Source organism: Levilactobacillus brevis ATCC 14869 = DSM 20054 (assembly GCF_001433855.1).
Classification (GTDB): Bacteria; Bacillota; Bacilli; order Lactobacillales; family Lactobacillaceae; genus Levilactobacillus; species Levilactobacillus brevis.
In genome coordinates, this window is sequence record NZ_AZCP01000001.1 from 208,866 (window position 1) to 221,391 (window position 12,526).

The 12,526-nt window shown below is 46.3% G+C and carries 12 protein-coding genes; 9 read left to right on the forward strand and 3 right to left on the reverse strand.

The genetic code is table 11. The annotated features are described in order from the left end of the window. Positions 1–63 precede the first annotated feature (63 nt). The 4 genes from tig (at position 64) to FC61_RS01200 (ending at position 3,935) form a co-directional block, all read left to right on the forward strand. Entirely contained in the window at positions 64–1,374 is a 1,311-nt protein-coding gene (tig, locus tag FC61_RS01185) for a trigger factor (protein ID WP_021741134.1), read from the forward strand. 228 nt (positions 1,375–1,602) lie between these two features. Beyond that, the gene (gene clpX / locus FC61_RS01190; RefSeq protein ID WP_011668058.1) at positions 1,603–2,859 is read left to right on the forward strand and encodes an ATP-dependent Clp protease ATP-binding subunit ClpX; all 1,257 of its coding nucleotides are present in this window, start codon (positions 1,603–1,605) and stop codon (positions 2,857–2,859) included. Positions 2,860–3,039: 180 nt separating this feature from the next. Next, complete coding sequence (gene yihA / locus FC61_RS01195) at positions 3,040–3,633, forward strand: ribosome biogenesis GTP-binding protein YihA/YsxC (RefSeq protein WP_011668057.1); 594 nt, start codon at positions 3,040–3,042, stop codon at positions 3,631–3,633. A gap of 2 nt (positions 3,634–3,635) precedes the next feature. Beyond that, positions 3,636–3,935, forward strand: a complete 300-nt coding sequence (locus tag FC61_RS01200) for a nucleoside triphosphate pyrophosphohydrolase family protein (protein ID WP_011668056.1) — start codon at positions 3,636–3,638, stop codon at positions 3,933–3,935. Positions 3,936–3,975: 40 nt separating this feature from the next. On the opposite strand, the gene FC61_RS01205 is transcribed toward FC61_RS01200, so the two are convergent. Continuing rightward, positions 3,976–4,164: an SPJ_0845 family protein gene (locus tag FC61_RS01205; protein ID WP_011668055.1), complete on the reverse strand. Its 189-nt coding sequence runs from the start codon at positions 4,162–4,164 to the stop codon at positions 3,976–3,978. Positions 4,165–4,321: 157 nt separating this feature from the next. On the opposite strand from FC61_RS01205, the gene uvrC reads away from it, so the two are divergent. Both uvrC and obgE read left to right on the forward strand, forming a co-directional pair. Continuing rightward, on the forward strand, positions 4,322–6,139 hold the full coding sequence (gene uvrC, locus FC61_RS01210; protein WP_035464213.1) for an excinuclease ABC subunit UvrC: 1,818 nt from the start codon (positions 4,322–4,324) through the stop codon (positions 6,137–6,139). 87 nt (positions 6,140–6,226) lie between these two features. Further along, positions 6,227–7,522, forward strand: a complete 1,296-nt coding sequence (gene obgE, locus FC61_RS01215) for a GTPase ObgE (protein ID WP_011668053.1) — start codon at positions 6,227–6,229, stop codon at positions 7,520–7,522. 46 nt (positions 7,523–7,568) lie between these two features. On the opposite strand, the gene FC61_RS01220 is transcribed toward obgE, so the two are convergent. Then, the gene (locus tag FC61_RS01220; RefSeq protein ID WP_035464217.1) at positions 7,569–8,324 is read right to left on the reverse strand and encodes a hypothetical protein; all 756 of its coding nucleotides are present in this window, start codon (positions 8,322–8,324) and stop codon (positions 7,569–7,571) included. 14 nt (positions 8,325–8,338) lie between these two features. Next, the gene (locus FC61_RS01225) at positions 8,339–8,614 is read right to left on the reverse strand and encodes a hypothetical protein (protein WP_021741137.1); all 276 of its coding nucleotides are present in this window, start codon (positions 8,612–8,614) and stop codon (positions 8,339–8,341) included. A gap of 172 nt (positions 8,615–8,786) precedes the next feature. Here FC61_RS01225 and rnz point away from each other — a divergent pair, with 172 nt between their 5' ends. The 3 genes from rnz to recJ all read left to right on the forward strand — a co-directional run bounded on the left by rnz (position 8,787) and on the right by recJ (position 12,512). Then, positions 8,787–9,740: a ribonuclease Z gene (rnz, locus tag FC61_RS01230; RefSeq protein ID WP_011668050.1), complete on the forward strand. Its 954-nt coding sequence runs from the start codon at positions 8,787–8,789 to the stop codon at positions 9,738–9,740. Then, positions 9,737–10,126: a LapA family protein gene (locus FC61_RS01235; protein WP_021741138.1), complete on the forward strand. Its 390-nt coding sequence runs from the start codon at positions 9,737–9,739 to the stop codon at positions 10,124–10,126. The genes rnz and FC61_RS01235 overlap by 4 nt, the downstream gene beginning before the upstream one ends. A 64-nt stretch (positions 10,127–10,190) precedes the next feature. Further along, the gene (gene recJ, locus FC61_RS01240) at positions 10,191–12,512 is read left to right on the forward strand and encodes a single-stranded-DNA-specific exonuclease RecJ (RefSeq protein WP_021741139.1); all 2,322 of its coding nucleotides are present in this window, start codon (positions 10,191–10,193) and stop codon (positions 12,510–12,512) included. Positions 12,513–12,526: the final 14 nt, after the last annotated feature.

Consider the following 12,526-nt stretch of genomic DNA (forward strand, 5'->3'; position numbering starts at 1 on the left):
AAGAAAGTATGCAATTGATAGAATTGTAAATAGATTATTATCTTTCATTTCGGAGGGAAAATCATGGCTGCAAAGTGGGAAAAAAAGGACAATAACCAAGGCGAATTAACCTTTGAAATTGCCCCAGATAAAATTAAGGAAGGCTTAGACAAAGCTTTCCAACGGACAAAGAAGAACTTAGCGGTACCTGGCTTCCGTAAGGGCCGTGTTCCTCGTCAAATCTTTAACCAAATGTACGGTGAAGAAGCACTCTACCAAGATGCTTTAAACATCGTGTTACCAGAAGCTTATGATGCTGCGATTAAAGAAGCTGGCATCGAACCCGTTGATCAGCCACAAGTTGATGTTGAATCAATGGACAAGGATCAACCATGGGTATTGAAGGCCGTTGTAACGGTTAAGCCAGACGTTAAGTTGGGCGAATACAAGGGCTTGAGTGTTACTAAGCAAAACACGCGGGTTTACCAAAAAGACATCGATGCTGAAATCGAAAAGCAACGTCAACAACAGGCAGAATTAGTGCTTAAAGAAGACGAAGCTGCTGCTAAGGGCGATACAGTTGTGATCGACTTTGACGGTTACGTTGATGGCAAGCAATTTGATGGCGGTAAGGCTGATAACTACTCATTGGAATTGGGCTCTAACTCCTTCATCCCTGGCTTTGAAGATCAATTAGTTGGTCACAAGGCGGGCGAAGATGTTGACGTTAAGGTTACATTCCCAGCTGATTACCAAGCTGAAGATTTGCGTGATAAAGAAGCAACCTTCAAGGTAACGATCCACGAAGTTAAGGAAAAGCAATTGCCTGAATTGGATGATGAATTCGCTAAGGATGTTGACGAAGATGTTGACAGCTTAGAAGAATTAGAAGCCAAGACCAAAGATCGTTTGAAGGAACAAAAAGTCACGGCTGCCCATGATGCAATCGAAGACGAAGCCATCAGCGAAGCTGTTGACAATGCTGAAATTGCTGCAGTACCTGAAGCTATGCTCAAGGATGACATCGATCGGCAAATGGACCAATACCTGGCCAACATGCAACAACAAGGTATCGAACCTAAGATGTACTTCCAATTAACTGGAACGACCGAAGACGATTTGCGTAAGCAATTCACTGATGGTGCTGAAAAGCGGGTTAAGACCAACTTGGTACTAGAAGCCGTTGTCGAAGCTGAAAAGATCGAACCTAGCGAAGACGAAGTTGCTGCTGAAGTTAAGGACTTAGCTAGCCAATATGGTATGGAAGAAAGTGCTGTACGCAGTGCCTTGTCCGATGACATGTTGAAGCACGATATTGCTATTAAGAGCGCGGTTGACTTGATTGCTGACTCTGCTAAGCAAGACAAGAAGAAAGATGCCGAAGACGACGAATAATCGCTGTTGTTAGACATGACCGGGACGACAGGCACTGTTGTTCCGGTTTTTCTGTTATTTTGCGGGTTCTTGCGACCTTAAATGGAATTGGCGAGGCGAATTAATTTTCTCCGGTCAATAACTGTGGTATAGTACACGATTGATAGGGGATCGGGTTTATTTGTCCGGTTTACTGACCTAAGCAATTTGTAATTATAGCAAGCGCTTGAAGAGAAAGGGTGAAGTTTATTGTTTGAAAACACCGAAACAGAAGGACCAGTGACCTGCTCGTTTTGTGGCAAGACACAGGATCAGGTGCAAAAGATCGTTGCTGGGCCAGGTGTTTACATCTGTAATGAATGTATTGACCTTTGCAAAGAGATTATTGATGAAGAATTCAATCAAACTGCTGCACAAGAAACGTTGGAAGTTCCAACGCCAGCCGATATTGTCAAGACGTTAAACCAATACGTGATTGGTCAAACAGAGGCTAAGCGGACCTTGTCAGTAGCCGTCTATAATCACTACAAACGGGTTAACGAAATGGCTCAGGAAACTGATGACGATGGTCCAGAATTGCAAAAGAGTAATATTGCCGTGATTGGACCCACTGGTTCAGGGAAGACGTATTTGGCGCAAAGTTTGGCCAAGATTCTTAACGTTCCTTTTGCTATCGCTGATGCGACGACCTTAACGGAAGCCGGTTACGTTGGTGAAGACGTTGAAAATATTTTGCTGAAGTTGTTGCAAAATGCCGATTACGATGTTGATCGGGCCGAAAAGGGCATCATCTACATCGATGAAATTGATAAGATTGCCAAGAAGGCTGAAAATGTCTCCATTACGCGAGATGTTTCTGGTGAAGGGGTCCAACAGGCCTTATTGAAGATCTTAGAAGGGACAATTGCTAATGTGCCACCACAGGGTGGACGAAAGCATCCTCAACAAGAATTCATCCAAATTGACACGACCAACATCCTCTTTATCGTGGGTGGTGCGTTTGATGGGATCGAAGGCATTGTTAAGCGTCGTTTAGGGGATCAGACCATTGGCTTTGGTGCTGATAGTCAGGAACAGCATGTCCTGTCTTCCGGTGATAGTCTGATGCAACATGTTATTCCTGAAGACCTATTAGAATTTGGGTTAATTCCTGAATTCATTGGCCGGTTGCCGATTTTGACGGCACTTGAAAAATTGGACGAAAATGATTTGGTCCGGATTTTGACGGAGCCTAAGAATGCACTGGTTAAGCAGTATGAAAAGCTTTTGGCCTTGGATAATGTCGACTTACAATTCCAACCAGCGGCTCTGCGTGAGATGGCAAAGCTAGCAATTGCTCGTAATACTGGGGCCCGGGGATTGCGGTCTATCATTGAAGATGTGATGCGTGACATCATGTTTGACTTGCCAAGCCGTACTGATGTGGCTAAAGTCGTGATTACGCCAGAAACAGTGACGGAACACGCTGAACCAGAATTAGTTTTAAAGGATCAAAAGGCATCATAGAAATGCATTTACACGGAGAGTGACTAGCTGATAGGTTAGTCACTTTTTTGATGCACGCAAAGTAGGGCCAGACGGGCTTTATTCGATGATCCCACATAAAAAGCCAAGAGATTCATGCCAGTCAGCTCACGTTCTGTGTTAAAATGATGAAAGAGATTTTGGAGAGGATGGCATGAACTAATGGAAGTCAATCATGTAGAATTAGTGATGAGCGCGGTTGATCCCGCTCAATACCCAACAACGGGGTATCCAGAAATTGCGTTGGTGGGGCGTTCGAATGTGGGAAAGTCCTCATTAACTAATGTGTTAATTAACCGTAATTCGTATGCCCGGACGTCCAGTCAACCAGGGAAAACCCAGACGCTGAACTTTTATAACGTTGAGGACCAGCTTTACTTTGTGGATGTTCCCGGTTATGGTTATGCAAAGGTCTCCAAAACAGAACGAGAAAAGTGGGGGCAAATGATCGAAACCTACCTGACTCAACGCGATCAATTACGCGGTGTGATTTCGTTAGTTGACGCCCGGCATGCGCCAACGGAGGATGACATTCAGATGTATCGCTGGTTGGCTTATTATGAGTTACCAACGCTGATTGTGGCGACGAAGAGTGACAAGATTGCTCGCGGAAAGTGGAATCAGGCAGTTAGCCAAATTAAGAAGTCACTGGAGTTGCCTAATACAGATAATATTGTAATGTTTTCGGCGCCAAAGAAAATGGGTAAGGATGCCGTGTGGAACTGGATCGAAGCCCAAGCATTTGGAGGCGAATAAACATGGAATTTAATGAGTATCAACAAGCCGCTAATCGAACCTTGTATGGCAACGAACAGGTCTTAACAAACTGTGCACTCGGCTTAGCCGGAGAAACCGGACAAGTGGTAGACTTGGTTAAGAAGTATACGTTTCACGGCAAAGATCTCGACCACGATGCCATCGTGAAAGAAATGGGCGATGTGTTGTGGTACCTGAGTCAAATTGCCCAGTGGGCTGATATTGATTTTGACGAAGTGGCACAGGCTAATATTAAACGTCTGAATGCCCGTTATCCACATGGTTACCAACCAAATCGGTAACAAAAAAGGACGACCATTGTGGTCGTCCTTTTCGATTGATTTAATCGTTGGCGTGTTTCTGGTCATGTTTGAGTTGATCGTCTTTGATCAACGCTTTACCCTTCTTGTCACCCTTGTGATCGTCTTGACGCTTTAAGAACTTATCCCGCTTAACGTCAGTAGGGTCCATTTGGGCGAATTTGCCAAACATGGAATCAAGGTCATCTTGTCGTTTAACTTTTAATGCCAAATTGAGGCACCTCCTTGCTTTTCCGTTATCATAGCAGAATTTGACGCGTTTGTCATTTTTGACTCATGTTGGTCAAAAGGGATTTCACTTGCACCAAACAAACATTCGGCATATACTTTATTAGCTTATTAACACGCTTGAACGGGAGGGATTATCCTTGGCATCAGAATACTTGGAGCATAAGCTTGCGTTACTGCCGGGCCTTCCCGGCTGTTACCTTATGAAGAATATTAATAGTCAAATCATTTATGTTGGCAAGGCTAAGAACCTAAAAAATCGGGTGCGGTCGTACTTTAAGAGTAGTCACACTGGGAAAACGGCACAGCTAGTCAGCGAGATTGTTGACTTTGAAACAATTATTACGTCTACAGATAAAGAAGCTTTCTTACTAGAAATTACGTTGATTCAAAAACATCAACCTTACTTTAACATTAAGTTGAAGCGGGGAACGGGATATCCTTACATTAAAATTACTAATGAACGGGATCCCCAACTGCTTTTAGTGAGTGATATTCGGAAAGATGGCGCTTATTATTTTGGACCATATCCGAATGTTTACGCGGCAGAAGAAACAATGCACTTCTTGCAAAAGGTTTATCCGTTACGTCGGTGTCCTGGACATCAAGGCCGACCGTGTCTCTATTATCATATGGGGCAGTGTTTGGGTGCCTGTTTTAAAGAGGTGCCAGAAGCGGAGTATGACCAGCAGATTCGCAAAATTAAGTCGTTTTTAAATGGCAACGTGGGACATGCGAAAAAGGATCTAACGCAACGCATGGAAAAAGCAGCGGTGGATATGGCCTATGAACGTGCTGGTGATCTGCGTGACCAGATTCGCTACATTGAAGCGACAGTTGAAAAGCAAAAGATCATTTCTAATGACAGTACGCCACGAGATATTTTTAATTTTTATCTGGACAAGGGCTGGTTATCCATTCAAGTATTCTTTATTCGCCAAGCCCGCCTAATGAAACGTGAAAAGCGACTCTTTCCTGTGGTCAATTCAGCGGAAGAAGAACTGGCCAGCTTTATTGTCCAATTTTATCAGCGCAAAAATACAGTCTTACCGCGTGAAATTTTAGTTCCGGCCAGTATCGACCATGACGTTATCGAAGAGCTGCTAAAGGTGCCCGTTAGAACGCCTCAGCGGGGGACTAAACGCGACTTGCTAGAGATGGCTGGGAAGAACGCCAAGCTGGTCTTAGAAGAGAAATTTCGGTTACTGGAGTTGGATGAAGGTAAGACAACCGGCGCGATGAAAGAAATTACAGATGCGTTGGGGATTGCGCCGGGGCACAAGATCGAGGCGTTTGACCACTCACATATCCAAGGAGCTGATTTGGTCTCGGCAATGGTGGTCTTTGTCGATGGTCAACCGAATAAAAAACTTTACCGCAAGTATAAATTACAAACGGTCGATCATGCTGACGAAACGGCTAGCACTTTAGAGGTTATCCGACGGCGGTACGGGCGACTGCTTAAAGAACATGCGCCAATGCCTGATCTAATCTTGATGGATGGTGGTGACATCCAGATGAATGCCGTTAAAGAAGTCCTTGAAGACGAGTTTGATTTGCATATTCCAGTCGCTGGGATGGTGAAAAATGATCATCATAAGACGGCCGATCTCTTATTTGGGCCGGATGACCACCATGTCCATTTGGACCCTAAAAGTCAGGGCTTCTATCTGGTTCAGCGGATTCAAGACGAAGTCCATCGGTTTGCCATTAGCTTCCATCGGCAAGTGCACACCAAGCATTCCCTGAGTTCACGCTTAGATCGGATTCCGGGAGTTGGACCTAAAACTCGGAATAAATTATTGCGAAAATTTGGCTCGACTAAGAAGATTAGTGAGGCTAGTATGGCCGAAATCCGGGAGTTGGGTATCAGCGAAGCGGTGGCACGAACGATTCACGTTACCTTAGCCGCGGAAACGGCCGAGATTAAGAATCCTCGAACCCCAACGAATCTTTGACGTGACGGCCGTTTGCCGGTATACTGACTAGCAGGAGATTAACAGAGCAGACAGCACGGGCTGACTGAGAAAACGAGGAAATTAATTATGTTTGTAGATCAAGTTAAAATTAATGTGAAAGCCGGTAACGGTGGTAACGGAATGGTTGCCTTTCGCCGGGAAAAATTTGTGCCCAATGGCGGGCCAGCCGGTGGTGATGGTGGCCGTGGTGGAAATGTCGTTTTCGTGGTCGACGAAGGCTTACGGACACTGATGGATTTTCGCTACCAGCGTAAATTCAAGGCGAAGAGCGGTGGCAACGGTGCGATCAAGTCAATGACCGGTCGGGGGGCAGAGGACACAATTATCAAGGTGCCCCAAGGAACCACGATTATGGATGCGGAAACTGACCAAGTCATTGGTGATTTGGTGGCACCCGATGATTCCGTCATTGTGGCGCACGGTGGTCGTGGTGGACGGGGAAATATTCACTTTGCCTCGCCTAAGAATCCAGCACCTGAGATCGCGGAAAATGGCGAGCCAGGTGAGGAACGCGAGATTCGTTTGGAATTAAAAGTGCTTGCCGATGTCGGTTTGGTGGGTTTCCCATCCGTTGGGAAGTCAACTTTGCTGTCTACAGTGACGAGTGCCAAGCCCAAGATTGCGGAATATCATTTTACAACCTTAGTACCGAACTTAGGTATGGTGCGGTTGCCAGACGGTCGTGATTTTGTGATGGCCGATTTACCTGGTCTAATTGAAGGAGCCGCTAATGGTGTAGGCTTGGGATTCCAATTCTTGCGCCACGTTGAACGCACCCGGGTCATTCTACATTTAATTGATATGAGTGGTCTCGAGGGACGGACACCTTATGATGACTTTGAAAAGATTAATCAAGAGTTGCAGACCTATGATCCTGACATTTTGAAGCGACCACAAATTGTGGTGGCCAATAAGATGGATATGCCGGATTCTGCCGAAAACTTGGCTCAATTTAAAGAAGATTTGAAGCAGGATACGCTATTAGCGCAAACGCCAGAAATCTTTGCGGTTTCTGCCTTAACCCACGACGGATTGACGCCGCTATTGCAACGTACGGCGGATATGTTGGCAGAAACACCACAATTCCCAGTTAAGCAGCCAGAAGTGGCTACAACGGCGGAATATAACTTCCAGCCGGAAGCCGAATTCACCTTGAATCAGGATGCCGATGGCACATGGATCTTGGGTGGCGACAAGCTGGTTAAGTTATTTAAGATGACCGACGTTAACCATGAAGAAAGTCTCCTACGCTTTGCTCGCCAAATGCGGGGGATGGGTGTCGATGATAGCCTACGTGAACATGGGGCTAAGAACGGCGATTTGGTTAAAATCGACGACTTCACCTTTGAATATATGGCCTAACAAAAAAGACGTGACCGTTGCGTACGGGACGTCTTTTTTGTTTGGGCTAAACGGTTAGTGTTAACCAATCAGTGGGACTAACCACTTGTTTTTGGTTAGCGTAAGCGCCAGCAAAAGCCACTTTAATAGTTTTGAAGGTTGGCTTCGTTTTTTCGCTGGCTAGGCCAGTCGCAAAGGTGGCCAGTTGTCCCTTACCAGCAATCGTTTTACCCGCGCTGGCATCACTTAACTGGTTAGTCGCATTTAGTTGCTGGTTAGCTGATAAGCGAATCGCTTTAATGCCATCGGTTGTGACGGCCTGCTTTCCGTGGTTGTAAATGGTAAACTTAAGTTGAATCGTATAGTAGGGACTCTTCAACGCGCTGAGGTTTAGGGCTTGAGCTGCCATTCGCTTGGCGGCGGCAGTCTCGGCTGTGTTTTTAATCAGGCGTACAGTCGTAATTTTATAAGTTAATTGGCCGCTCTTTAAGGTTGTCTGAGGATGTTTTACTTTGGTTAGTTGTAGTCGTGTGCCGACCTTATCGTAAGTGAACTGTCCCGACTTCTTTAGGTTACCGGACTTTACGTAGCTGGCACGCTTCGTTTGAGAAGCTGCAGGTCGATAAGTTTGTGCTTCTGAGGAACTAGACGATGATGTGGCCGAGACAGCGGCATCGGGATTGGCGGCGCTGTAATGGCGACTGGATTGGCTACTGCTGTTTTTAAAGCTAGTGGTGCTCTTTTGCGCGGATGATTGGCAGCCAGCCAATCCGAGTACTAGAAGACTTAGACCGGCTAACACCAGGGTTTGATGTAATCTCATGAAAAAAACTCCTTTCAACCTAATAAAATAAGATGGGCAACTAAACGATAACCGTATAGTCGTTGTGCTGGGGTGCCGGCGATGAAGAGGGCGGCGTGCGGATCGACTTGCTGACAGCGCGCCCGAAACTGATCGAGTGTTAGGGGACGGCCAGCACGCGTGATTAATAAAAGTTGATGCGGGCCTGTCTGTAGATCAGTAATGGCGAGACGCTGGTCGTGATGCTCCCAGTAAAGGGCCAGTCCGGGATGTAAATCAGCAGTGGAACGGTTAAAGTCAATGAGTTGCATACAACTTCCTCCCCCGAAGCCTGGTTTTTCTTCTTTAAGTATACCGAATTTTGGTGGGGAACCCTAGCAAAATTACTGATTTGGATAAACGGAGCGGGAAAAGTTGCGGTTTGGTCTAAAATCCCCTAAAATAGTGAACGGACTTTAAATATAGAATAGGAACGAAAAAAATATGGAAATTGAATTTTTAGGAACGGGCGCTGGTTCGCCAGGAAAGTTCCGTAATGTAACCAGTACGGCATTACGGCTGTTAGACGAGCGGAATTCCGTTTGGTTGTTTGACGTGGGGGAAGCCACTCAGCATCAGATCTTACGGACAACGCTCAAGCCACGTAAAATTGATAAAATTTTTATTACGCATTTACACGGTGACCATATTTTTGGGTTACCAGGATTGCTAAGCAGTCGTTCCTTTCAGGGCGGCGATGCCCCGCTAACCATTTATGGACCCAAAGGAATTCGAAATTTTGTTGAGGTGAGTCTGCGTGTTTCGGAAACAAAGTTGTCGTATAAGATTCGGTATCAGGAATTAACGACTGATGGCTTAGTTTTTGAAGACGGTAAATTTCGCGTGTATGCGCAACACTTGGACCACCGGATTGAATGTTTTGGTTATCGTATTGAGGAGAAGGATCATCCGGGTGAACTGCAAGTTGAGCAACTTCAAGCGGCTAAAATTCCTTCTGGGCCGGTATATGGGCAATTAAAGGCCGGTAAGACGGTGACTTTACCAGATGGCCGCGTGATTAATGGCGCTGATTTCTTAGGGCCGGCACAACCGGGTCGAATTGTGGCCATTTTAGGGGACACGCGACAAACGCCCAATGCAGAAAAATTGGCGATCAATGCGGATGTTTTGGTCCATGAAAGTACGTTTGCCAAGGGTGAAAGTAAATTGGCCCGATCCTATTACCACTCAACGAATATTCAAGCGGCGGAGTTAGCAAAACGGATGCACGTTAAGCAACTGCTGTTGAACCATATTTCGGCTCGTTACACCGGAAAGATGGCGGCTGAGTTGCAGCATCAGGCGCGTGAAGTCTTTAAACAGACGCGGGTCGTCAAGGACTTTGATGAGATTGAGGTACCATTTGAGAAGCTAACGAAGGAGGGAACGCCATCATGAAAAATCAGTGGCGAATCGTGATCACTATTTTATTGGTTATTGTGGTTGCCGTTTTTGCAATTCTTAACGTGGAGAGTGTCCCAGTTTCATTTGGATTCACAACGGTTCACTGGCCACTGATTCTCATTTTGTTGGTGTCCATTCTGATCGGTGCGGTGCTAATGATCTTGTTCTCCACGATTACGGTTTTTCAGCATAATCGCGCATATAAGGACTTAGAACAAGCCAGTCAGGAGCAGTTAGCTGCTTTACAAAAGGAAAATGATCAGTTGACCAAACGGCTGCAAAACTCTAAGAGTAAGCAGATAACGGGGCAACAAGAAAAGCAAGTGCAGGAACTTCAAGCACAGATTGCTGACTTGCAGAAACAATTAGCAACTAAATAGGTTTATTGAGAAGAGTGGTGCCATTGACACCGCTCTTTACCGTTTTAGAAAGGGTGGTTCGGACGTGATTGCTGCACACTATCATTGGAATATTAAACACGTTGACCGGCCGTCAGCTGAAGCTCAGGCCTTGGCAACTGCGGCGGACATTTCGCCCATCGTGGCCCAAATTTTGTGGAATCGGGGATACCAGACGGCACCAGCTGCACATGATTTTTTAAATCCGGGGCCAGAGCAATTGCATGATCCTTCCTTATTGCATGATATGGATAAGGGAATTGAACGGATTGAGACTGCAATTGGTGAAGAACAACAGATTACAATTTATGGTGATTATGATGCGGATGGTGTTACCAGTACCGCGATTCTATTTGAAACGCTCAATGAGATGGGGGCTAAGGTTAATTACTATATTCCTAATCGATTCAGTGATGGTTATGGGCCGAACGTCGCGGCATTTGAAAAACTAATTGCGGCTGGCACACAGTTATTTGTGACGGTGGACAATGGGGTCGCCGGCAATGAGGCCATTGCAGCGGCTAAAAAAGCTGGGGTTGATGTGGTGGTTACCGATCACCATGAGCTGCCCACAGAATTACCGGATGCTTACGCGATTATTCATCCCCGGTATCCCGGAGCTGAGTATCCATTTGGTGGTTTGTCCGGAGCCGGGGTCGCCTTTAAGGTGGCACAGGCTTTACGAGAAGAAATTCCCCAAGACTTATTGGATTTAGCGGCAATCGGAACGGTGGCGGACTTAGTGCCATTGGTGGACGAGAATCGCGTGCTGGTTTATTTTGGCTTGCAACTACTTAAACAAGATGAGCGACCGGGCTTACTGGCCTTAATGCAAACGGCTGGAATTAAACCCGATGACTTGACGGAACAGTCTATCGGATTTGGGATCGCACCACGGCTGAATGCACTTGGGCGGTTAGATGATGCCAGTCCGGCGGTGGAGTTATTGACAACCGTCGATGAAGCTAAGGCAGAAGAACTGGCCAAGATGACGGAGCAGAAGAATCGGCAACGCCAAGAGCTCGTCCAGTCGATTAGCACCGCGGCTTTACAACAAGCAGTGGATGCTGATCACCAGAACCGGGCCACGCTTGTCATTAGTGGTCATGATTGGCATGAGGGCGTATTGGGAATTGTAGCCAGCAAAGTGGTTGAGGCAACGGGAAAACCGACCTTGGTTCTGAACATTCAAGCAGGTCGTGCCAAAGGGTCTGGTCGAAGTGTGGAAGCCTTTAACTTATTTACGGCTTTAGATGGTCATAGAGACCTGATGACGGCCTTTGGTGGTCATCACATGGCCGTTGGCTTAACGGTCCCTGAAGACCAATTGACAGCCTTAGCCGATGCGTTAGATGATGAGGCTCAAACGCAAGCGCTCGCTCAAAGTGGCCCTAGCGAACTGCCGGTAGCCGCGACGTTACCGGTTGCGGCCGTTACGCCATCCTTATATCAGGAGTTGGCGCAGCTGGCACCGTTTGGGACGGATAATCTACAGCCGTTATTTGCTTTTGAATCGGCGACGGTTACTCAAGTTAAGGTGATTGGTAAAGACCATAGTCATTTGAAATTTCAGTTACAAGAAGGACAACACCAATTGAATGCCATTCAATTTGGCGCGGCAAAGTACGTTGATGATCTTACCGCAGCACCAGATGATGCGGCTGTTTTGGGGACGATTGAGGATAATGTTTGGCAGGGTCGCCATTCATTGCAGGTAATGGTCAAAGACCTCAAAACGAGTGTGGCGCCCATTCAAGATCAACGAACAACGACGTTGCATGCCCAAATGTTTACGACAGTGGGTGTCTACGTTTTCTTTCACCGCAATATCTATCAACAATTGCGGTCACAACTGCCGGAGCAGGCCACGGCAATCCTAGTTGATGGGACGACGCAGGCACCAGTAACGGCTGAACAGCGGGTATTTATCGTTGATTGCCCGGATATGACAGTCGACTTAACGAACGTGCTACAGCAATTACGACCAACTCAGCTGACGGTTTATCTCTATAAGAAAGAAAGTCTTTCGCAATTAGGGATGCCAACTCGCGCCCAGTATGCTAAACTATTTAAGTTCGTTGCAACCCATCAACAAGTTGATGTGGGGCATCAACTGGCCCAATTGGCGACCTTTTTACAAATACCGAAAACCCAGTTGGTATTCATGATTCAAGTGTTCTTCGAGTGTGGCTTTATCACAATCGCACATGGAATGATGAACGGTGTGGCAAACCCGGCGCATAAAGAGTTAACGACGGCACCGAGTTACCAACTACGACAACAACAAATGCAAACGGAAGCAGAACTCTTGCAGTGTCCAACCGCGGCTTTGTTGCAACGTCTACATGCCCCATTTGAACAAAAATAAAGGAGCTACTCAAT

Coding starts and splice junctions, on each gene's coding strand:
- tig (WP_021741134.1), top strand. CDS start 64: ATGGCTGCAAAGTGGGAAAAAAAGGACAATAACCAAGGCGAATTAACC.
- yihA (WP_011668057.1), top strand. CDS start 3,040: ATGGAAGTCAATCATGTAGAATTAGTGATGAGCGCGGTTGATCCCGCT.
- FC61_RS01200 (WP_011668056.1), top strand. CDS start 3,636: ATGGAATTTAATGAGTATCAACAAGCCGCTAATCGAACCTTGTATGGC.
- obgE (WP_011668053.1), top strand. CDS start 6,227: ATGTTTGTAGATCAAGTTAAAATTAATGTGAAAGCCGGTAACGGTGGT.
- FC61_RS01220 (WP_035464217.1), bottom strand. CDS start 8,324: ATGAGATTACATCAAACCCTGGTGTTAGCCGGTCTAAGTCTTCTAGTA.
- FC61_RS01225 (WP_021741137.1), bottom strand. CDS start 8,614: ATGCAACTCATTGACTTTAACCGTTCCACTGCTGATTTACATCCCGGA.
- rnz (WP_011668050.1), top strand. CDS start 8,787: ATGGAAATTGAATTTTTAGGAACGGGCGCTGGTTCGCCAGGAAAGTTC.
- FC61_RS01235 (WP_021741138.1), top strand. CDS start 9,737: ATGAAAAATCAGTGGCGAATCGTGATCACTATTTTATTGGTTATTGTG.